This window comes from Aestuarium zhoushanense, assembly GCF_056431045.1.
In genome coordinates this window covers 1-21,456 of record NZ_JBWKMA010000003.1, presented here as the reverse complement: position 1 = coordinate 21,456, position 21,456 = coordinate 1, and the positions used below count along the sequence as shown (strand labels likewise).

Here is a 21,456-nt window from a genome sequence, read left to right as displayed (position 1 = left end):
CGCTGGATTATTCTGCGATTTTCGCGGCAACATCCGCGTCGATGGCAGCCAGTGCTTCGTCCAAGGTCATCTCGCCTGTGATGGCTTTGGTGATATAATCAGGGATCACACCATAGATGACAAAGTTCTTAGCGTAGCCTTGGAAGGTATAGGCCTGCGGTGTGGTCTGAGCCGCCTTACCAGCGTTTGCCGCAAAGACCGACAAAGCCGCAGCGACTGCAGGGGACGCATCCGCATAATCAATACCAGTCTCCTGTAGACCCTGATGCGCAGTGATGTTCTTTGTCTGCGCAGCAAATGCCGCTGCGTTTTCTTCGGCAGCAAGGAAGTCGATCAATGCAGCAGCAGCCTCAGGCGACTTGGTCGATTTGAACGCTACAACAGCAGCACCACCGGGCATTGCGCCACAGCCACCATCACCACACGGCGCAGGGACAGCTTTCCAGTCGAAATCAGAGATGTTCTCAGCATAGCTGTTGATCATCCACGAACCCGACATATGCATAGCAACGTCGCCCGACTGGAACAGCGGAGCAGCGTTGCGATACTGAGTGCCCTCGCCTGCCGGCCAACCCTCTGCGGGCATAAGACCACTCTGGTGCCAGCCTACAAAGACCTCTGCGTATTTGCGGAAGCCGTCGTCGACGAGGATCGGGTTGCCGCTGTCATCAAAGAACTTTGCGCCATAGCTGAACGCTGGACCAGCCCAGCGGTGTGCCGTGCGGTCCATTGCAAGACCTGCAGTGATGCCAGTTGCCTCTTTGACCTCCAACAGAGCAGCCGCCCAGTCATCCCAGGTCGCGCCGTCACCCGGCATGTCGACGCCCGCATCCTCAAAGAGGGATACGTTCACGAACGGACCAGTCACGGTGAGCTGTGTCATCCAGCCGTAAATGCCTTGATCGGCACCGCCGGGTTGACGGAACCACGGCAGTGTTGCGCCATAGGATGCTTCCCATGCCGCGCCATCTACATAGGGTGCGAGATCAAGGTAGTACTGGTTCAAACCGCCAAGGTTCGTAACCCGTGCAACGTCAGGCGCCGCATCTGTTTGAAGCTGGTTTTCCAATTGGTCACGGATGACATCGTAACCAACCGTTTCCAGTTTCACGGTGTGGCCAGTCTGTTCGGTAAACGCAGGCAGCATGCCTGCAATCACGTCACATTCGTTGGCATCTTGGTAGCATAGAAAAGTAATCTCATCTGCCCACGCAGCGGATGCGCCAGCAAAAAGAGCAATCGACATAGCCGTCGAAGCTGTCAGTTTTTTCATAGTTTCCTCCCGTTTGGTTGCTCTGGACACTGCGCGCCCATCACTCTTTTGTCCGGATACCCGCCCCTCCTCGGGCTATTGGGTCACAATCCGGTTCATCTTCCCTTTGAAAAAGCCCAGCCCGTCACCTTCCTCCACAAAGGCCGCGCGCAGCACTCTTCCAACAATTATGTCATGATCTCCTCCGTCATGAACCGCGTATTGACTGCACTCGAACCGAGCAAGACAGCCATCGATCAAAGGCACACCTTCGGAGTTTTCGACCAAATCAAGTCCAGACAGCGCATGCATGTCTTTTGCGACGCGCCAGCACAGATCGTCCTGATCCGCGGCCAGAATGTGGATCGCGAAATACTTTGCATTCAAAAAGTACTGCGAGCGTTTCGACGACTTTTGTGGAGACCATAGTACCAATGGCGGCTCCATTGAGACCGAAGCGAAACTGTTCGCAGTGATCGCGATTGGTCCCTCATCAGTGCCGACTGTTACGACAGTCACACCCGTTGCGAACCGCCCAAAGGCATCGCGCAACGAACGCTGTGTTTGCTCACTTGGAACGAAATGCTGGATGTTTTTGGTCGGCAAAAGTTCGGTCATGGAACCTCCTGCCCCAACGCCGCCTCGTAGAGAGAGAACCAAGTCGGGCGATCCAAATCGACCCTCAGAGCTTCTGAAATCGTGGCAATCCGTCCCAGATTATTCGTGCCAAGGACTGGCAAAATGTTAGCGGGATGACGCAACAGGAACGCGATGGCGACCGCCGCGCGATCGACACCCTGTGCAGAAGCGATCGCATCGAGACGCTGCCCCAAAAGACCACCATCTGACATCAAAGCCCCGCCACCCAGAGGCGACCACGCCATGATCGGCTGACCGTGCTGTTGGTGGAACGCTACATCGCCGTTCGTAAAGGGCGAGATTGCAGACAGAGAAACCTCGATCTGGTTCGTCACCAACTGTGTCGTCATTCCAGATTGCAGTAACTGCCAATCCCAAGGGCGGAAATTCGACACGCCAACTGCGCGGACCTTTCCGCTCTTTACGACTTCATCCAGCGCCATGCCCGTTTCGTGATGATCCATCAGAGGATCAGGACGATGGATCAACAAGAGGTCGATATGATCGATCCCCATCGCTTTTAGCGACAGATCAACCGATTTCAGAATGTGAGAACGCGACGTATCATAGTATTTGACCGGAGCATTTGCGTAGCGACCAACGGGCGCCACGATATCGCATTTGGTGACAATCTCCATCTGATCACGTAGCGAAGGATTAGCGCGCAAGGCTGCGCCCAAGACGTCTTCGGCTGTGTAGCCACCGTAGATGTCGGCCTGATCAAACGTGGTGATCCCTTGCTCTAAGCACGACTGTATCTTGGCCTCGACGTGGCTCACCGACGTATCGGCATCATCAGCCAAACGCCACATGCCATAAATCAGGCGGCTAAACGTAAGGTCAGGGGCGATATCAACACGCGGCATCATCAGCGGCGTTCTCCAATTCCGAGTGGGGTTGCTGGGGTTGACGCTGGAACGCGGCCATAGGCGTGAGGAAGGGAACAGGTTTTCATCTGCGGTAGAACACGCGAGCCGAAGTGTTTGGCTTCGTCCAAATGCGGATAACCCGACAGAACAAACGCGCGGATGCCCATCTTTTGATAAGCTTCTAGCTTGCTCAGCACCTGATCGGTCGATCCGACAATCGCTGCCCCGCAGCCTGAGCGGGCACGACCAACACCCGTCCAGAGGTTCTGTTCGATGTAGCCATGATCGTCCGCGATTTCACGGTTCTTAGCCTGATGGCTCACACCTAGAGATTTCGCGTCCTGCGCACGATTGCGAATGGCTGTGCCCTGATCGTCATCCAGCTTTGACACGATGTAATCAGCATACTCGCGAGCCTCGGCTTCGGTGTCTCGCACGATGACATGCACCCGCAGACCGTAGTCGAGCGTCCGGCCGTAGCGGTCAGCCACCGCATGAACGGCTTTCATACGTCCTTCGAGTTCTTCCATTTTTTCGGGCCACATCAGATACACATCACAATGCTGTCCACATAGCTCGAGCGCATCAGGCGAGTAGCCCCCGAAGTACAAAAGCGGGCCACCGGTTTGATAAGGACGCACCGGATCGGTCGTCATGCCCGTGAAATTGTAAACGTTGCCCGCGTGATTGATTTCGTCTTGGGTCCAAGCCTGCTTGAGAATTTCAACGACTTCGCGGGACCGCTGATAGCGATAGCTGCTATCCGCAACTTCGCCAGGAAAGTCCGACGAAATGATGTTTACCGTCAAACGACCTTCGAGCATGTGATCAAGCGTCGCAATCGTGCGAGCGAGCATAATCGGTTGCATTTCCCCGCAGCGCACAGCGGCCAGCATATTGATCTTGGACGTGATCGGAGCACAGCCCGCAACAAAGCTCAGCGTGTCCTGTCCGACTTGATAGGAGGACGGACACAGGATGTTGCGGAACCCCTGCTCTTCGGCGGTTTTTACGATTTCAGAACAATGCGCCCACGAAGACCGAAGCGATCCATCCGGAACGCCAAGGAATTGATAATCATCCGAACACAGCGCCGCGAACCACGACACTTCGACTGCATCCAGATCTTCGGATGTAACGGGAACAACACCCATGACCAACTCCCCTGTTTTGGCGCTCCGGTCATGCGGCCCCTCTCCTCAGAAACCGCTTGACTTTCTTTATCGCTAACAGTGTCTTTGATCTGGATCAATGGTGTATCAATTTTTTATCGGACACAATGCCGCAGACCATCTACTCAAAGAGCGAGGCATCCAGCGGGCTGCCAATTTATGTCCAGATCAGCGAAGTGCTGATCCGCGAAATTGCGTCCGGACGCCTGATTGACGGCACCCGTTTGCCGCCCGAACGCGAGCTTGCCAAAGAGCATTTCACCACCGTCCGAACACTCCGCAAGGCATTGGATATATTAGAAAATAAGGGTCTGATCGAGCGCATCCAAGGTTCGGGAAACTATGTCAGATCGAGCCAGAATGTCGATAGCGTCTACTCTATGTTCCGGCTCGAATTGCGGACAGGTGGCGGCCTTCCTACTGCGCGGATTTTATCCGTAGATGACCTAAGGAAACCGAACGATCTACCAGAATTCGGCAAGTCCGATCGTGCCAATCGCATTCGGCGACTGAGGTATCTCAATCGTGTACCAATCGCTGTCGAAGAGATTTGGCTGGACGGCTCGGCGGGTCGAATCAAGGCCACTGAACTCTCTGACTCACTCTACCGCTACTATAAGATGCAGCTTGGGTTTTGGATTTCGAGAGCGGAAGACTCGGTCGGTGTGGATACAGTCCCCGATTGGTCTCCGAACGAATTTCCCAAGCCCATCGGCACCCCCATCGGATTTATCGAACGGTTTAGCCACTCCGAACAAGTCGGCACCGTCGAATTCTCACGCACTTGGTTTGACCACACAACGGCGCGCTACGTGCAGCGCCTGAAATAGGGAGAGGACATGTCCACCACCACGCAATACGGCATCATCGGCTGCGGCATGATGGGTCAGGAACACCTCCGTAATATCGCGCTTTTGCCCGATACGAAGGTGTCCGTAATCTTTGAGCCTGACACAGGCATGCAAGCAGAGGCCGCGAAATTCGCACCCGATGCCAAATTTGTTGATAGTATCGACGCGCTTTTGGAGGCCGAGCACCTCGATTGTATTCTGATTGCAAGCCCAAACTTCCGTCATATCGAGCAGCTCGAGATGATTGGCGCGAAACGGCCTGTACCAATCCTCGTGGAAAAGCCTCTCTTCACCGACCCAGACCACCTTGCGCGTCTCAATACGTTTATCGAAACCTATCCCGCACCAGTTTGGGTCGCGATGGAATATCGCTACATGCCACCAGTCGCTGCACTTCTGGAGTGCTTGGACGACGCGACTGGCGGAGTAAAAATGCTAACCATTCGCGAACACCGTTTTCCGTTCTTGGAAAAGGTGGGGGATTGGAACCGCTTTAACCGCTACACAGGCGGTACGTTCGTCGAAAAATGCTGCCACTTCTTTGACCTGATGCGCCTCGCGATACAGTCTGAACCGATCCGCGTGATGGCGTCAGGTGGTCAGGAAGTAAACCACCTTGAGGAATCCTATGCAGGTGAGACGCCTGATATCCTCGACAATGGCTATGTGATTGTCGATTTCGCCAACGGCGTGCGCGCAATGCTAGAACTCTGCATGTTCGCCGAAGGGGCGCGATATCAAGAAGAGATTTCCGCCGTCGGACCCGCTGGCAAAGTAGAGGCGCTGGTGCCGGGACCCGGACGGTTCTGGCCCGAGCATTTGGGCGAGCCGCCGATCCCCCAACTGATCGTCAGTCCTCGTGCACCAAAGGGTCCTGAATTGCGTGAAATACCTGTCGATCCGACGTTGCTAGAAGCTGGAGATCATAACGGATCGACCTTCTACCAGCATCAGAAATTCCTTGAACTCGTCCGTGGCGAACGGGACGCTCCGGAGGTGAGTTTGAACGACGGGAAAATGGCTGTCTTGATGGGAATGGCAGCACAAATTTCTATGCGTGAACATCGAACTGTTTCACTGACCGAAATCATGGGCACTTAACCTACACTTGGAGAATTGCGGTCAGGTCTATCACCTGACCGCATTTTCAGTATGCTGCGGCGGGAACGAACGTCGGCTATCCCGCCGCAACGTTTTAGATGCGAGTTTTTGGCGCAGCTTCACGATCTGAATCGCCTGAATTAGGTTCCCCTTTTGGTTCGATCAGAAGTACCTTCACCTCGGATTCTGCCCTCGGTCGATGAACCACGCCTTTCGGCACGACAAACAATTCACCCGCCTTTACAGTGCGCGACGGTTCCCCTTCGATATCCATCTGCATCTCACCTTCCAGAACATAGAAAAAGTCATCTGTGTTGTCGTGTTTGTGGAATGGATACTCACCCATGAGCTTTACGACCATGATCTCGTTTTCGTTATAGTCAGCGACAACATGCGGGTCCCAATGCGTTGAGAATTGAGATAACTTCTCTGCGAGATTTACTGATTTCATTGACGATTTCCTTCTAATTGGTGTTCCAATATACTTTCGAAGCTGGTGAGGGACTTTCCATCCAAAACGAACGACGATCCAAGGACATAACATCACAAGACTTGACGCCGGGTCTTGAACGATCGTGCGCGACGGATTGGGTCGCGACAGCTCCTTGGCAAACTGGCATCCAGAGGATCGAGGCTTATTTCTCTGGCGAGGCCTACGCCCCGCATCGCCATGATACCTATTCGATTGGCTACACAATCAAGGGCGTCCAAAGCTTTGACTATCGCGGTGCTCGTAGTGACAGTGTCGCGGGCCAAGTGATTGTTCTTCATCCCGACGAAATTCATACGGGCGAGGCGGGGACAGAAGCTGGCTTTCACTATCGAATGCTATACGTCGAACCTTCGTTGGTGCGCGACGCCTTGGCGGAGCGCGCAAGTGCACTTCCGTTTCTGCGTGACGCTGTTCTAACTGATCCGCTTTTGATGCGAGCTATCCATGCCGCGTTTACCGATATGGACAGGTCTCTTGAAACAGTCGCGATGGACGAATTGACAGTGTTACTGGCGGATGGGTTGCTTGCGAATGATGCATCCGCTCGTCGAACGACCCGGTCTTTGATCGACTTTAACGCCACCCGTCGCGCCAAAGAATACTTGGAAAGTAACCTCAGTGAGGCTGTTCAATCGGAGGAGCTAGAAAAAATCACTGGTTTGGACAGGTATGCGCTGTCGCGCCAGTTTCGGAGAGCCTATGGAACAAGTCCGTATCGGTATCTGACAATGCGCCGACTAGATCAGGCGCGTGGTGACATTGCAGCGGGTGTACCTCTGATCCAAGCGGCTCTGCGTGCAGGATTTTCTGATCAAGCGCACATGACGCGTCAATTCAAAGCAGGCTTTGGGATTTCACCGGGTCAGTGGCGACGATTGGTTCATAAAACCAATAATTGATCAAAGCCGACCTTCGTTTGATCGTCACAAAGGCCGCCGCATGACCGCCCTGTGCCTACGTTGTTCGATGCAATACGATACACCACGTCGGTCCTGCCCGATTTTGACATTGCACTTGTCAAAATGACATGCATAATGTCAATATGAAAGCAGAACAGCTCCACCAACTGATTTGGATGTCACGCCCCTTGATGCAAGCTGCGGAAGGCTGCGTTGAAAATGGCTTGACTGGCACCAACCTTACCGTCCGTATGCGCGCCGTTCTCGAAATACTGCACAAGTACGGAGAGCAGACCGTGCCGGAACTTGCGGCAAGGCTCGAGATCCAGCGGCAATACGTCCAAATCATGTGCAACGAAACGCTGGCATCGGGTTTCACTGAGCAACGTCCAAATCCCCGCCACAAGCGTTCGCCTATCCTGACGTTGACCAATCAGGGCAACGCGCTCATCGAAGATATCCTTTCTAAAGAGATGCAGATCATGCAGGAAATGAGCGAAGACCTCAGCACGGAAGATATTGCAACCGCACTTAAGGTTATACTTTCTGTGGTGGACGGTTTGAAAAAACGGACCGGAGAACGAAAATGACAGTTGGGTATATCATCGGTTTTGCGGTCCTTCTCCTCATACTTTGGCTCGGCAATGGCATAAGACGCATTGGCTCAGTCAGTGTCGGGGAACCCATAGGGCGACGTAGCGGATCAGCCCTTCTGCTTATTGATCTTCAATCCGTTTTCTGGGATCGCGGCCCCTATTCGGACACTTCAAAGCAATCTGCTGCCGCCGTCATTCTTGAGGAGGTCGCAGCGGCTCGGGCCCAGAACCATCCCGTTATTGCGGTCCGTCAGGAATGGTCGATCCCTTCAACAAAATTCTTGGCGAAGCTCACGATGAAAGGCGCGGCGCTAGAAGGCAGTTTAGGGACAGAACTCGCGAGGCCATTCGCGTCGTGTCCTGAACATGTGATTGTAAAACGTTTGCAGGATGCATTTGAAACAGGCGAACTTGATGCTCTTTTAGAGCGTCTTAACGTCGGCTCGCTGCGTCTCGTTGGTCTGGATTTAAACTATTGTGTGCAAAAAACAGCGCTGGCCGCCAGAAACAGAGGCTATGACGTCACCGTCATTAAGCATGGAACTCTAGCAGTTGGACCTACGGAAGTTTCAGAAAAGCGGATGTCGTCGGCCGGTGTCGTCTTTTCGTGAGCGGGCACTAGTTCTTAGAAGGTGGCCAGAAGGAACTGCCCGCTCTACTGACCCGCTCTGGAGAAGTGACCCCACAGTCAGTCCAACCCAGCGAATGGCCGCGAAGGGCCGGTTGCCATGTAGCGACAGATAGCACCCCCAGACTACTTGATAAATATCAATACAATCTGGGGTTTAGCGCTTTATCGGACCGCTGATGGGACCCCTTAGGGCCACTGAATTAACCGTGCAGCGCCTCAATTGCGTCAGTCAGTGTGACAGCGCCGAGCAATTCGCCAGCCCTGTTCACCACGCCAACCGTTTGATCTGGTGCTTGCGCAAGGGGGGATAGTGCTTCGTCCAACACCGTCGCGCCACGCAAGGTTGGCCCATCAAAGCTCGCCACTGGTTTCGCCAAGGCACGCAGTTGGATGACCTTTGCGCGGTTAATATCCTTGGTGAAGTCGGCGATGTAGTCGTCCGCAGGTTTGAGCACAATTTCCTGCGCGTCACCCTGCTGGATCATTGATCCGTCCCGAAGAATGGCAATGTTTTCACCAAGGCGGAGTGCCTCATCCAGATCGTGAGTGATGAAGATGATCGTCTTGTGCAGTTCTTCCTGAAGTTCGAGAAGGATCGACTGCATGTCAAAACGGATCAGTGGGTCGAGCGCGCTGAAGGCTTCGTCCATCAGGAGGATTTCTGCGTCCGTCGCCAATGCTCGGGCCAGACCTACACGCTGTTGCATGCCGCCTGATAGCTGCCCTGGGTAATGGTCCTCGTAGCCAGTCAATCCAACACGGTCGATCCAGTGACGGGCACGTTTGGTCGCTTCGTCTTCGGGGACGCCTTGAATGTTCAGACCATAGGCCACGTTTTCGCCAATTCGACGGTGCGGCAAAAGCCCAAATTTCTGGAAAACCATCGACGTCTTTTTCCGACGCAGGTCGCGCAGTTGGGTGTCGGACATCGCCAAAACGTCTTCGCCGTCGATCAGGATTTCCCCGCCCGTGGGTTCAATCAATCGATTGATGTGTCGGATCAGGGTGGATTTCCCCGATCCCGAAAGCCCCATCACCACCTGAATTTGCTTTTCAGGGATTTCGAGCGACACGTTGTCGATCCCAAGAACGTGGTTGTGCTGATCCAGAAGGTCCGATTTGGACAATCCTTTTTGGACCAGCGGCAACATTTTTTCGGGCGATTTGCCGAAGATTTTGTAAAGATTTTTAATGCTGACTTTGGTCTCAGTCATTGCCGTGCCCCTGTCGATATGCCTGTAGACGTTTGCCGTAGCTCTGCGTGACGCGGTCAAAGATGATAGCCAATGCAACGATGGCGAGGCCGTTCATCAGGCCCAGCGCGAGGTATTGGTTCGAGATTGCGCGCAGCACAGGCACGCCGAGGCCTTTGACACCAATCATCGAGGCAATCACAACCATCGACAGTGCCATCATGATGGTCTGGTTGATGCCAGCAAAAATGTTTGGCAGGGCCAGCGGGACTTGAACACCCAGCAGTTTTTGCCGCGGTGACGCGCCGAACGCATCGGCCGCTTCGAGCACGTCTTTGTCCACCAAACGAATTCCGAGATTTGTCAGGCGAACGATTGGCGGCAGTGCATAGATGCAGACAGCCAAAAGGCCAGGAACCTTGCCGATGCCCAAGAGCATCACGACGGGGATCAGATAAACGAATGACGGGATGGTCTGCATCACATCAAGGATGGGCGTGATGATGCCTTGTGTGCGGTCAGATCGGGACATTAGGACGCCCAGCGGAATCCCAACCACGATGCACACCAGCGTCGCGACCGAGATGATCGCGAGCGTGGCCATCGTGTCTTCCCACATGTCGAAAATGCCGATGACGACAAAGGCTGCGACGGCTCCGATCGTCACCTTCCACGACCGTGAACCCAGCCACGACAGGCCACCGACGATCAACAGAATGATCGGCCACGGTGCCGCCAAGAGCAGCTTTTCCAGCCAAATTAGAAATTGCAGAAGCGGGTCGAAAAAGTTTTCGAGTGCTTCGCCATACGCGCGAGAGAACGCTTTGAACGTCTCATCAACCGCCTGTTTCATGCCGCTCAATGTGCGGCGGCCAAGTGCGGGAAATTCCAGCAAGAATTCCATTCTGTGTCCTTAGTCCCAAATTATACCCATGAATGGGAAACGGGGGGCACAGGCCCCCCGCATGTTTTCGTCTATTCAGTGATCAAAGTTCAGACTTGATGCCTTCGGCAGCTTCGGCGCTGACCCAACCGCTCCACAGGTCTTCGTATTCTTCGAAGAAGTGGTAGGCCGCATCCTCGCCAGTGGCCTGATTTTCGGTCATGTAAACGAGCATGGCGTTCATGACCTCACCTGGGAACACCCGTGTGCCGAGGTAATCAACAGCCAAGCCGCCCTCTTTCATCAGGCGATCGGTGATGACCGAGTGCACTTCGGACTGGGTGTAGGACGTCGGCTGCGGATCGAGGCACTCCTGTTCGGGCTTCACGATACAGCCGTCCCAGTTTTCAGAACCACCCCACGGGGTTTCCCAGTCCAGCATCTGAAGCTGGTATTTGCCGATCACCGCAGTCGGCGCCCAGTAGTAGCCAAACCAATATTCACCGCGCTCAACCGCTTTGGCGATGGACCCGTCAAGGCCAGCTGCGGAACCCGGATCAACCAATGTCCAGCCTTTTTCTTCCATGTCAAAGGCGCGGAACAGGCTGGCGTTCGACAGCTGGCAACCCCAACCCGCAGGGCAACCCATGAACGCACCGAGCGATTCATCTTCGGCGTAAGGGAAGAACTCTGGGTGTTCGAGGAGTTGCTCGACAGTGGTAATTTCAGGGTGATCAGCTGCGAATTTAGGATCGACCCACCAACCTTCGCCGAGCCCGTCAATCGGGCCGCCATTGACGGAATGCAGACGCCCTTCTGCCATTGCAGCGGCCAGCGGATCCCGAACAGCATTGATCCAGAGTTCGCCAGCTACGTCAGGCTGACCCTTTTCATTCATAGATGCAAAAGTAGTCGTTGTTGCACCCGGGATGAGTTCGACATCGCAGCCGTAGCCCGCTTCGAGAACGATTTTATCGACGTTTGCCATGAACTCGGCCGAAGCCCAGTCCATTTCGGCCATAGTCAGCGAGCCACATTCTTCGGCCATTGCTGCATTTGCAAAGCCCGCGGTGAGTCCGATGGCAGCGATTGTGCTAAGTGTCTTGAATTTCAACGGTCCAGTCTCCCTGGTCATATTTCATTTTGAAGGGTCGCCGTTACGGCCCCTCTTGAGACGAAGTCGAAATGCTGCAGATGCAAAAATACGACCACGCATGTCGCAAACAGAACATACGCTGGACCGTATGTAAACTGGCATTCCCAAATGAACTTGTTCAGCCAACACTGGAGGGAGAGTGTTACCCAAATGCCCTCGAGCAGAATTGCCCCTTACTATAGCGATATTGGCAGGACAGCGGCTGCACCTTCTGCAGCTAAATACCCTCCATGGACCGACAGTTCATCGGCGTTTGGTTCGGGTGTTTTTTGCTTAGAACGCCGTCGCAGAAAATAGACCATGGAAGTGATGTCGTTTTTCGGTGTATCCGAGGGTTCCTTTGCAAGAGCCCATATCCATGACCATCACCCACCTCGTTACGCACTCCGGCGGCTTTCATGCCGACGAGCTTCTGTCGTCTGTCATCCTGACCCGCTTGTACCCACAAGCCGAACTGGTGCGGAGCCGTGATGAAACGTGGATCACCCCTGCCCCGTCGAAAATCATCTACGATGTGGGCCGCGACTATGACGCTGTCGCGCAGATCTTTGACCACCATCAGCGCCCGAACCCATTGCGCGACGACGGCCAGCCTTATAGCTCGTTCGGTCTGATTTGGGCACAGTATGGGCGCGACTACCTCGCGGCAATGAATGTTCCCGACACGATGATCGAGGACGTGTTCGCCAGCTTTGATAAGAATTTCGTCCTGCCCATCGACCTTTTGGACAACGGTGCCGTCGCGCCTTCGGTTGCGGGGCCGCTCTCGGGCCTTACGCTTCCTGTGCTCCTCGAAAGCCTGAAGCCCGTATTCGACGACCGATCCCCAACAGCAGACGATGATGCATTCCGATCGGCCCTTCCCATCGCACGCGCCTTTGTCGAAGCCCGCATCCAGAATGTCGTCGCAAAATACCGAGCCGAAGCGATGGTCCGTGACGCGATAGAAAAAGCGGGGACTTCAAAGGTGCTCGAACTGCCAATGGGGATGCCATATCGATCAGCCGTCGAGAAAGCGGGGGCTGATCACTTGCTCTTTGTGATCCATCCACGCGATGACGATTGGGCGATCAACGGGATCAAACTGTCGGGTGACACCTTTGACCAACGCGCCGACCTACCCGCCGCTTGGGCTGGATTGACGGATGAAGCGCTCGAACTCGCGTCAGGTGTCAAAGGCGCGAAGTTCTGCCACAACGCACGCTTTATCGCCGTGGCCAACAGTTATGAGGCCATTCAAAAAATGGCTGCCCTCGCAGTAGCAGAGGCCGAGAAGACAATCGGCCTCTAATCCGCCTCACACTTTGGGGATGTGAATATCGCGGGCGAGCCGTTTCAACGCGGCAGTCCGGTAGGATGCGTTTGGTGCGCCATAGCCCGCATAGTCACCAGTGCGCTGGATGATCTCAAAGAAGAACCCATTGCCGTAGGGTCGGCTATAGAGCTGATAGTAGGCCCCTTTTTCGTCCTCGTAATACAGGATGTTAGCTGTCTTGAAGCGAGTAATTTCCCCGTTTAGAGACCCACGTGCATTCTGATCGGCGAAATAGTTTTCAAAGATCGGAAGTGCCAGCGACAGCGCGCTGGTCGGCGACGGACATAACAGTCGAAAGACGCATCCGAACTTTGTCTTATGCGAGAGTAAGGGGCATAATATCTCCTCCGTTTATATGCCAGTGCTTCTATGTAGGCAGATGAAGCATCGGGAGGATGCTGACAGATAAAAAATCTAAATCAACAGGCGATATTCACTTTGTATGTAAATTCTTTATAAATCTTATTCTGACAAAATAATCGATTATCGAATCTCAAGCGCCGCACTAAAACCATCGGCTCACTTTGCGAAAATTTGGAGGCTATGCGCCACACCGCCGTTGATATGAGCGCGCAAAACGGATTCTGCCGTGTCGGCATCTCTATTCAGCGCGGCATCAAGCAAGGCCTTATGTTCAGCGCTCGCGACATCGCCACGGAATGTCAAAAGGCGCATTTGGTAGCGGAGGTATTTGTCGAAAACGATGCCGTGGACTTGCAGCAATTCGGTCGAACCACAGGCAGAAATCAGCGCCTGATGGAACTCCCAGTCGTATTGCTTCCATGCTTCCCGCGCACTGTCATCACCTGACTGCATACGCTTTTCCATCTGGGACAGCTTGTAATGCGCCGAAATAACATGCGCCTCCCAATCAGTAGTCCCTTCCGCCAGTGACTGCCGAAGAGCGTAGCACTCCAATAGAATGCGAAGGTCCGCGATTTCCTTGAGGCCCTCTTTGGAGATGGGCGCCACAATGTGACCGCGCTTTCCTTCGGCCACAACAAAGCCTTCAGACACAAGACGGTTCAGAATTTCGCGCAGCGTCGGGATCGACGCGCCATAAGTTGCCTTGAGGTGAGAAAGCCGAATTTTCGAATTAGCATCCAAGCGACCAAAAACGATGTCGTGACGCATTACGCGGTAAATATCGTCCCCAAGTTTGCTCATGATAACCCCCGACCTTAGGTCTCTCCTCAGACGAATGGAGGATAAACAGGTAATTGGGAAGTGCAACAGACTTGACCTAAATCGATTATATACCAATGATCAGGTCTAACTAAAGGCAAGAAAATGCTCCTCGATACGCTTCAAGACCCGTCCAAACTAACCCGTGCAAGCCGCGTCTCAAACGAGATACGCGACGCTATTATTGCGGGCAAAATGAGGCCCGGCGCGAAGGTGAACCTTGATCACCTCCGCGAAGAATACGGTGTATCTCTGTCACCGATCCGAGAAGCGATTTCCAGATTAGTTGCTGATCGGCTCGTTGAATTTGAAGACAAAAAGGGGTTCAGGATTGTCCCTCTTGGCATGGCTAACCTGCTGGAGATCACTCGTCTACGTGCGGACCTCGAAGCTCTCGCTCTTAAACATGCGATAGCGATAGGAACGCTTGAGTGGGAAAGTAAAATTCCAGCTGCGATCCACCACATGAATAATACCACGGGGACCAATCAGACGGCCGCACACGACCTGTTCCACGCAAGTTTGATTCGTGGATGTGCGATGCCGATGCTACGCGATTTGTGCGTCATGCTTGGCAATCTCCACAAACGATACGCAAACATCCTGAACTATGATGGAGCGGGACGGGACATGGCTGGCGAACACGCCGCGATTGCTGACGCAGCTCTCGCCCGAGATGCGGAACTCGGCCCAACCCTGCTCGCCCGACATATCGAACGCACGGGCAATGACCTAAGCGCTCTATTCGAAAAACGCGACAAAGATTTCAAGTGAGGAGAACACCATGTCCAAAACCGTCTACATTCTGAACGGTCCGAACCTAAACCTATTGGGCAAACGGCAGCCGGAAATTTACGGTCGCGACACCTTGGACGATGTCGAAGCAAACTGCTCTGCCGTGGCGACCGCTGCTGGCTTTGCCGTGAAGCTGCTGCAATCTAACTACGAAGGTCAGATCGTCGACTGGATCCACGAAGCCCGCGAACAAGCGGCAGCGATCATCATCAACCCAGGTGCGCTGACCCACTACTCCATCGCGGTTCTCGACGCGCTGAACACGTTCGAAGGTCCCGTCATCGAAGTCCACATTAGCCAAGTGCACAAACGCGAGTCCTTCCGCCACCATTCGTATGTCAGCATGCGCGCTGACGCTGTGATGGCTGGCTTCGGGATCAACGGCTACACACTTGCAACCAGCCATGTTGCAACACTGATCTAAAACAAAAAACGCGGCGCTAGAGGAAACCCAGCGCCGCGTTGTCATTGTAATTTGAGTAAATTAAAGGCCGCCATGACCAAAAGAATTGCAGTCGCCGGCGCAGGTTTGATCGGACGTCGCCATGCGGAAGCAGTGCAACTGTCCCCCGCTGCCACACTCTGCGCAATTGTGGACCCAACAGACGAAGGCAAAGCATTCGCCAGTAGCTTGGGCGTCAGGTGGCATCCCGATCTTGCGGCTCTTTTTGCAGCGGGCGAGGTTGATGGAGTTGTGCTAGCCGTTCCGAACACCGTTCATGGCGTCACTGCAATGCAATGCGTTGAGGCGGGCATTCCCGCTATTGTCGAAAAGCCCTTCACAACGGATTTAGTTGAAGGACGCAGGGTGCTTGCCGCCGCCAAAGCCGCAGGCGTTCCGCTTTTGACAGGCCATCATCGGCGCTATAACCCGTTGATACGAAAGGCTGTTGAAATCGTTCAAAGTGGCAAACTCGGTCACATCACCACCGTTCAAGCGCAAACGTGGTTCCTCAAACCTGATCACTATTTTGACGTCGATTGGCGCCGCAAGGCGGGCGCTGGCCCGGTTTACCTGAACCTGATCCACGACATTGATCTGCTTCACGCCCTAAGCGGTCCGATTACCTCTGTCCATGCGATGGAATCCAATGCGGTTCGTAGGAACGAGGTCGAAGAAACCGCTGTCGTTCTGCTGAAATTTGAAAGTGGCGTTTTAGGCACTGTCAACGTGAGCGACGCGACAACGGCACCGTGGAGTTGGGAACTCACCGCACGAGAGAATGCGCATTATCCCGCGACTAGTGAAAACTGCTATTAGCTCGGTGGAACTAAAGGGTCGCTTGCCCTTCCGAACCTCGCTGTTTGGACGCACGACGGGCCGAACGGCTGGTGGTCCCCCATTTCGGCGTCAAAACCGATCTTCGAATTTGATGACCCGCTAGTTCTGCAAATTTCCCATTTTTCTGAGGTTATCGCAGGCACCGCAGAACCCGTGGTTAGCGGCGCCGACGGTCTGGCGGCTGTTGAAGTGATCACGGCTATCAAAAGGTCCGCCGCAACTGGGGAAACAGTCGAAATCGCGAGCCTTTATAAGGCTATCGTTCTCGCAGAGCGAGTGCCCAATAGTCGGCAATTGGTTTAACTAAATAGGACGCCAAAGTGCGGGGCCCCGTCGACAGGAACACTTGGGCTGGCACTCCTGAAGGAAGCGGGAACAAGTCGTCGTCTATCGCCACCTCCAAGCGGTAGGTCGCCCTTCCTGACATTTGGTCGGTGACAGTATCAGGAGCAACCAACCGAACTGTGCCACTGACCTCTGGCGTGGCGACTGCAGCAACTGTCGGAAACCGAATTCGTACCGATTGCCCCAAATGGACGCGATCAATTTGGGTTGGATCAACCTCCGCCCCGATTATGCGCGGTTGGCCCATTGGAGAAATCGTCGCGATTTCCGCACCTGATCGAATTACTCCGCCGATTGTTTCGATTTGTAGGGCAGTGACAATACCGTCGATGGGCGCCCGAACGACGAGGCGATCCACGAGCGCCTCGATCAACGCTAAGCGCTCTTGCAGTTCCTCAACCCTCGACAAGGTCGTCGCTAATTCAGCCCATGCTGCATCTCTGGTCGCTGCTTCCAAACGAAGCCCTTCGGCAACATAGCCGTCGGCGGCACCTCGCGCTTCGGTTATCGCAATTTCTATTTCGGCAATTTGCGCTTCGAGCCGCGCCTTTTCACGTTGCAAAGCGGAGACCCGATTGGCCTGTGTCAGCCCAACAGTCAGCAAGGCGGCCTGCGCAACAAGTTCATCCTGAACGAGCGCGATCTGGGCGCGCACCGCCGTCAACTGCCTCTCCCGCCCCGCCGCAATTGCATTTGCTTTCGCTTGCTGTTGCGCGAGCTGCAAGTGTGCCTGCGCTTGAGCCGCTCGCCCCGCCGCAAAAATTGCGTCTTGCTCGGCATCGACAGGCAGACCGTCAAAATCAACTGCAGCCGCCCCCACTGCCTCTGCCCGCAATCGTGCCGCTTGGGCCAGCAATGTCGCCAATTGCGCCTGAATGACAGAGCGTTGGGCGACCAGTTCAATGCCATCGAGTGTCACAATCGGATCGCCCGCGCGCACTTCCAATCCATCTTGCACGTGGATTTGAGAAACAACACCTCCATCAGGATGCTGCACGACCTGTCGCCCAAGGGAGTACTCCACATGGCCAGATGCAATCACTGCGCCGTCGATTTTGACAGAAACGGCCCAGACTAAAAAACCGACTAGCCCAATCAGGATGACCTGAATGCCGCGTTTCATCGACCTGTCAGAAGAGAAATCAGCAATCATAGTCATGCGGGAATACCCTGCGGCTGGACGAATTTCTGAAGCACCGCATCACGTGGCCCAAAGGCGCGCATTTGACCGTCGCGCAAAATCATCACCTTATTACATTCCACCAAGGCAGAGGGGCGATGGGCCATGACGACCACAACCTTTCCCGCGTCCCGCGCATTCGAAATTGCATCGTTCAAAGCCTGAACCCCAACATCGTCCAGATGTGCGTTCGGTTCATCCAAAACGAGCGCAACTGGATCACCAAAGAGCGCACGAGCGAGACCAATCCGCTGTTTCTGTCCTCCAGAGAGTTCAGTCGCGCCGCGGTCGACGACCGTGTCATAGCCATCGGGCAGCCCAAGGATCACATCGTGCGCCGACGCAGCCTTGGCCGCTGCTATGATCGCTTGTGGGTCGGCATCTGGCGTAAATCGTGCGATGTTCTGTGAGATGGTGCCGTTGAAAAGTGCGACGTCTTGGGGAAGGTAACCGAAATAGCGCCCCAATTGGTCTGGATCATACTGGCTCAAGGCAGCACCTCCCAGTCGCACATCTCCGATGGCGATAGGCAATATCCCCACGATCGCCTTGGCAAAGGTTGATTTCCCTGCGGCTGATGGGCCAATCACTGCGATCGCATCTCCAGCGTTGGCCTTAAACGATATACCTTGGAGCGTTGGCCGTTTCTGGCGTCCTACGACAACCGCCAGATTGGCCACTTCGAGCTGTGCTGCTGGGCGAGGCAAGGGCAATCTCATTGTGCGCTGCGTGGTCATCGACAACGTCTGATCCAAAGATTTCCACGCCGAAATAGCGCGCTGCAAATGGGGCCAATGAGCGACAACCTGCTCTACAGGCGAAAGCGCTCGACCAAGCAGGATAGAACCCGCAACCATCACTCCGCCCGAAATATGGCCCTGAATGACCAGAAGGGCCCCGAGGCAAAGCATACCAGACTGCATCATCATACGCGCTGAACGACTGAGCGAGATGACCGCCCCGCCAGCGTCCGAAACCTTCAGCGAGGCACCAAGCGCCCGCATCCGGAAATCCTGCCAAATATCGCCCAACACTGACGCCATCCCCAACCCACGAACGGTCTCATTATGCGCGCTAATTGCGAAGGCATGAGCGTCAGCGCGCGATGTCTCAGCAGCCTCTCGAGATTGGGGGGAGGCAGTCAGGCTGTGGTTAACCAGCGCAAAAACGAACACAACGCCAACCCCAAATATAGCGAAGCCGCCCATCACAGGGTGGAACACGAACAAGACGCCGATAAAGATCGGCACCCAAGGCAGATCAAAAATTGCACCCGTTCCGGCTGAGGCCAGTGCCGCACGGACGACCGTCACAGAACGGAGCTCTTCGCTCGGTTGGTTCTGCATCAACACCGCATCGTAAACACGGCGATCCAAAGAAGCCTGAAATTTCGCCCCAATGCGGGCGAGCACGCGACCACGATAGATATCCAGCAGCCCCATCAGCACATAGCAATACACGACAATTGCAAACAAAACGCCCAAGGTCGCCGTCGATCGACTGATCAATACTCGGTCATAGACCTGAAGCATGAACAGCGGGCCCGTGAGCATCAAGAGATTGATGACCGCACTAAAAAGCCCAACGACAGCGAATGCACGCCAAGAAAGAGAAAGCGGACTTAGAAGGTTATTGGGGGATTTCGAAACGTGCATAGAGCACTCCGCGATTGGACTGGCTTGGCCCAATCAAATATCGATTTGGTTCAAATCTGATTAATTACGATGCCGAAAAGTAGGGCGCCCAATTCACTTCGCTCTAGCCGTATTGACAGGAAACCACGTCTCACTGAGTGTTTGATCGACCCCTTAGCAACAGGTTTCCAAATGCCGATTGCAGATTTGATTATCGAAAACGCATCCATTCTCACAATGGATCCAGAAAATCCCCGAGCAGAGGCACTGGCAGTTCAAGGCAATCGTATCATCGCCGTCGGCAACGCCACGTCGATTGTGCCATTGGCGGACCACACAACCAAGCGGATCGACGCACAAGGTTGCACTGTTCTGCCTGGACTGGTTGAGGCACACATGCACCTTTTTTGGGGCGGATATGGCTTGAAACTCCTCCAACTGACGGGCGTGAAGGGGCTGGATCAGCTAGCCCCTCGGCTGCGAGCCTATGCAGATGCTAACCCGACTGAAGGTCTACTGATCTGCAAGGCTGCGGACTACAACCTGTTCGGTGACGGGAAACATACTACGCGACAGGATTTGGACGCGGCTCTCTCTGACCGACCCGTTATTCTACTGTCCAGCGACCATCATACGGCTTGGGCAAACACAATCGCATTGGAAAAGGCTGGGATCCTATATGGCGCCAAAATGCCCGTAGGATGTGAAGTCGTCATGGCCGACGATGGCACGGCAAGCGGCGAGTTGCGAGAACAATTCGCCTATGCGCCCGTCCTAGCCTTGCGAACCTCTGGCGGACGCGAGGATTTGGGCTTCGCTGGCTTAGAACCCTCCACACCGCCGACTGCGGAAGAAAGAGAGGAAGACCTCGACACCCTACGCAAAGGCCTCGAATACTGCGCCTCGTTTGGCTTTACCTCGCTCCACAATATGGACGGGAACTTCTATCAATTAGAATTGCTAAGGGAATTGGAGAGGCGCGGGGAACTCATCTGCCGCACCGAAGTCCCATTTCACCTCACCCCTGAAAAACCAGTTTCATCGATTAGCGACGCGCTCGAGATGCGCGAACGATATTCCACGGACCGCCTCCGTTCGGGACGCATCAAAATGTTTATGGATGGCGTGATCGATAGTGGCACTGCCTTCATGTTTGAACCGTTCACTGACGGTAGCACATGCGAACCCCTGCACACTGCTGAGAGGTTTAACGAAATCTGTATTGAGGCGGACAAACAAGGACTGCAAATTTCCGTGCACTCCATAGGTGATGCAGCCGTCAAGCGGACGTTAGATGGGTATGAAGCAGCTCGAAAAGCCAACGGCCCGCGCGATAGTCGCCACCGTGTAGAGCATATCGAAGTGATGCATCCTGACGAACTTCACCGTTTTGCCGAACTTGGCGTGATCGCATCCGTCCAACCTTCACATCCTCCCCTAGCGATGGACTTTCCACGCGACCCGTGGGCCGCAATGGTCGGTGAAGCTCGCTTGAAACATGCTTTCCCGGACAAGGCCCTGCGTGCAGCGAACGTACCAATCGCCTTCTCCTCAGATTGGCCAATCACCGATATTAACCCTATGCGCAGCGTAAAAGCGGCCATGACGCGCCCAAAGCTGTCAGATGATTGCCCCGACAATACTTGCACGCTCCACGAAGCCTTGCATGCCTATACGGCAGGAGGCGCGTATGCGGGTTTCGACGAGGATCGACTAGGGATGCTGAAGGCTGGCATGCTTGCAGATCTCGTGATTATGGACAGCAATCTTGAAAAGTTACCAATCGACGTGCTCGATCAAGCCAAAGCACGAACCACGATTGTTGACGGCCAGATTGTTTGGGGCGTTTAGACTATTGCCAAACGCCGACAGCCCCTTTTTGGGGTCTACAAGGTACTGATATTGTAAATGAATTAGTTTTGGTTGCGGGGGTAGGATTTGAACCTACGACCTTCAGGTTATGAGCCTGACGAGCTACCGGGCTG

At 54.4% G+C, this 21,456-nt stretch carries 21 protein-coding genes; 10 read left to right on the top strand and 11 right to left on the bottom strand.

Annotated features, from left to right (window positions below):
- Positions 1-7: 7 nt before the first annotated feature.
- The 4 genes from AC07ED_RS02075 to AC07ED_RS02060 form a co-directional block, all read right to left on the bottom strand.
- Positions 8-1,273, bottom strand: coding sequence for an ABC transporter substrate-binding protein (locus tag AC07ED_RS02075; RefSeq protein WP_211096407.1), 1,266 nt, complete (start codon positions 1,271-1,273; stop codon positions 8-10).
- Between the two features lie 75 nt (positions 1,274-1,348).
- On the bottom strand, positions 1,349-1,870 hold the full coding sequence (locus AC07ED_RS02070; RefSeq protein ID WP_105235933.1) for a flavin reductase family protein: 522 nt from the start codon (positions 1,868-1,870) through the stop codon (positions 1,349-1,351).
- Positions 1,867-2,757, bottom strand: coding sequence for an aldo/keto reductase (locus AC07ED_RS02065; RefSeq protein ID WP_105235934.1), 891 nt, complete (start codon positions 2,755-2,757; stop codon positions 1,867-1,869). Before AC07ED_RS02065 ends, AC07ED_RS02070 begins: the two co-directional genes overlap by 4 nt.
- 2 nt (positions 2,758-2,759) lie before the next feature.
- Positions 2,760-3,914, bottom strand: a complete 1,155-nt coding sequence (locus AC07ED_RS02060; RefSeq protein ID WP_105235935.1) for an LLM class flavin-dependent oxidoreductase — start codon at positions 3,912-3,914, stop codon at positions 2,760-2,762.
- A 125-nt stretch (positions 3,915-4,039) separates the two neighbouring features.
- On the opposite strand from AC07ED_RS02060, the gene AC07ED_RS02055 reads away from it, so the two are divergent.
- Positions 4,040-4,762, top strand: coding sequence for a GntR family transcriptional regulator (locus tag AC07ED_RS02055; protein ID WP_105235936.1), 723 nt, complete (start codon positions 4,040-4,042; stop codon positions 4,760-4,762).
- Positions 4,763-4,771: 9 nt separating this feature from the next.
- Positions 4,772-5,884 (top strand): Gfo/Idh/MocA family protein, encoded by a 1,113-nt coding sequence (locus tag AC07ED_RS02050; RefSeq protein ID WP_105235937.1) that lies wholly within the window; start codon positions 4,772-4,774, stop codon positions 5,882-5,884.
- A 94-nt stretch (positions 5,885-5,978) separates the two neighbouring features.
- On the opposite strand, the gene AC07ED_RS02045 is transcribed toward AC07ED_RS02050, so the two are convergent.
- Positions 5,979-6,335, bottom strand: a complete 357-nt coding sequence (locus AC07ED_RS02045) for a cupin domain-containing protein (RefSeq protein ID WP_105235938.1) — start codon at positions 6,333-6,335, stop codon at positions 5,979-5,981.
- A 20-nt stretch (positions 6,336-6,355) separates the two neighbouring features.
- On the opposite strand from AC07ED_RS02045, the gene AC07ED_RS02040 reads away from it, so the two are divergent.
- From AC07ED_RS02040 to AC07ED_RS02030, 3 genes are all read left to right on the top strand, one after another.
- Positions 6,356-7,276 carry an AraC family transcriptional regulator gene (locus AC07ED_RS02040; protein WP_245918080.1) on the top strand — a complete coding sequence of 307 codons (921 nt, stop codon included), beginning with the start codon at positions 6,356-6,358 and terminating at the stop codon, positions 7,274-7,276.
- Between the two features lie 143 nt (positions 7,277-7,419).
- On the top strand, positions 7,420-7,866 hold the full coding sequence (locus tag AC07ED_RS02035; protein WP_245918081.1) for a helix-turn-helix domain-containing protein: 447 nt from the start codon (positions 7,420-7,422) through the stop codon (positions 7,864-7,866).
- On the top strand, positions 7,863-8,483 hold the full coding sequence (locus AC07ED_RS02030) for a cysteine hydrolase family protein (RefSeq protein ID WP_105235939.1): 621 nt from the start codon (positions 7,863-7,865) through the stop codon (positions 8,481-8,483). Before AC07ED_RS02035 ends, AC07ED_RS02030 begins: the two co-directional genes overlap by 4 nt.
- Positions 8,484-8,703: 220 nt before the next feature.
- Here the strand turns inward: AC07ED_RS02030 and AC07ED_RS02025 are convergent, their stop codons facing one another.
- From AC07ED_RS02025 to AC07ED_RS02015, 3 genes are all read right to left on the bottom strand, one after another.
- Positions 8,704-9,717 (bottom strand): quaternary amine ABC transporter ATP-binding protein, encoded by a 1,014-nt coding sequence (locus AC07ED_RS02025; protein ID WP_105235940.1) that lies wholly within the window; start codon positions 9,715-9,717, stop codon positions 8,704-8,706.
- On the bottom strand, positions 9,710-10,600 hold the full coding sequence (locus AC07ED_RS02020; RefSeq protein ID WP_105235941.1) for an ABC transporter permease: 891 nt from the start codon (positions 10,598-10,600) through the stop codon (positions 9,710-9,712). The genes AC07ED_RS02025 and AC07ED_RS02020 overlap by 8 nt, the downstream gene beginning before the upstream one ends.
- Before the next feature lie 82 nt (positions 10,601-10,682).
- Positions 10,683-11,693 carry a glycine betaine ABC transporter substrate-binding protein gene (locus tag AC07ED_RS02015; RefSeq protein WP_245918082.1) on the bottom strand — a complete coding sequence of 337 codons (1,011 nt, stop codon included), beginning with the start codon at positions 11,691-11,693 and terminating at the stop codon, positions 10,683-10,685.
- Between the two features lie 400 nt (positions 11,694-12,093).
- Between AC07ED_RS02015 and AC07ED_RS02010 the strand changes: the two genes are divergently transcribed.
- Entirely contained in the window at positions 12,094-13,026 is a 933-nt protein-coding gene (locus AC07ED_RS02010) for an MYG1 family protein (protein ID WP_105235942.1), read from the top strand.
- 543 nt (positions 13,027-13,569) lie between these two features.
- Here the strand turns inward: AC07ED_RS02010 and AC07ED_RS02005 are convergent.
- Positions 13,570-14,217, bottom strand: a complete 648-nt coding sequence (locus AC07ED_RS02005; protein ID WP_105235943.1) for a GntR family transcriptional regulator — start codon at positions 14,215-14,217, stop codon at positions 13,570-13,572.
- 123 nt (positions 14,218-14,340) lie between these two features.
- Here AC07ED_RS02005 and AC07ED_RS02000 point away from each other — a divergent pair, with 123 nt between their 5' ends.
- The 3 genes from AC07ED_RS02000 to AC07ED_RS01990 all read left to right on the top strand — a co-directional run bounded on the left by AC07ED_RS02000 (position 14,341) and on the right by AC07ED_RS01990 (position 16,291).
- A complete protein-coding gene (locus tag AC07ED_RS02000) occupies positions 14,341-15,009 on the top strand; it encodes a GntR family transcriptional regulator (RefSeq protein WP_105235944.1) in 669 nt (222 codons plus the stop codon).
- A gap of 10 nt (positions 15,010-15,019) precedes the next feature.
- Complete coding sequence (gene aroQ, locus AC07ED_RS01995) at positions 15,020-15,454, top strand: type II 3-dehydroquinate dehydratase (protein WP_105235945.1); 435 nt, start codon at positions 15,020-15,022, stop codon at positions 15,452-15,454.
- Between the two features lie 72 nt (positions 15,455-15,526).
- Positions 15,527-16,291, top strand: coding sequence for a Gfo/Idh/MocA family protein (locus tag AC07ED_RS01990; protein ID WP_211096409.1), 765 nt, complete (start codon positions 15,527-15,529; stop codon positions 16,289-16,291).
- Between the two features lie 277 nt (positions 16,292-16,568).
- On the opposite strand, the gene AC07ED_RS01985 is transcribed toward AC07ED_RS01990, so the two are convergent.
- Together AC07ED_RS01985 and AC07ED_RS01980 are read right to left on the bottom strand one after the other, a co-directional pair.
- Complete coding sequence (locus AC07ED_RS01985) at positions 16,569-17,816, bottom strand: HlyD family type I secretion periplasmic adaptor subunit (protein WP_105235946.1); 1,248 nt, start codon at positions 17,814-17,816, stop codon at positions 16,569-16,571.
- A complete protein-coding gene (locus AC07ED_RS01980; protein WP_105235947.1) occupies positions 17,813-19,492 on the bottom strand; it encodes a type I secretion system permease/ATPase in 1,680 nt (559 codons plus the stop codon). The genes AC07ED_RS01985 and AC07ED_RS01980 overlap by 4 nt, the downstream gene beginning before the upstream one ends.
- A gap of 171 nt (positions 19,493-19,663) precedes the next feature.
- Here AC07ED_RS01980 and AC07ED_RS01975 point away from each other — a divergent pair, with 171 nt between their 5' ends.
- Positions 19,664-21,322 (top strand): amidohydrolase, encoded by a 1,659-nt coding sequence (locus AC07ED_RS01975; protein ID WP_105235948.1) that lies wholly within the window; start codon positions 19,664-19,666, stop codon positions 21,320-21,322.
- Positions 21,323-21,456 lie beyond the last annotated feature (134 nt).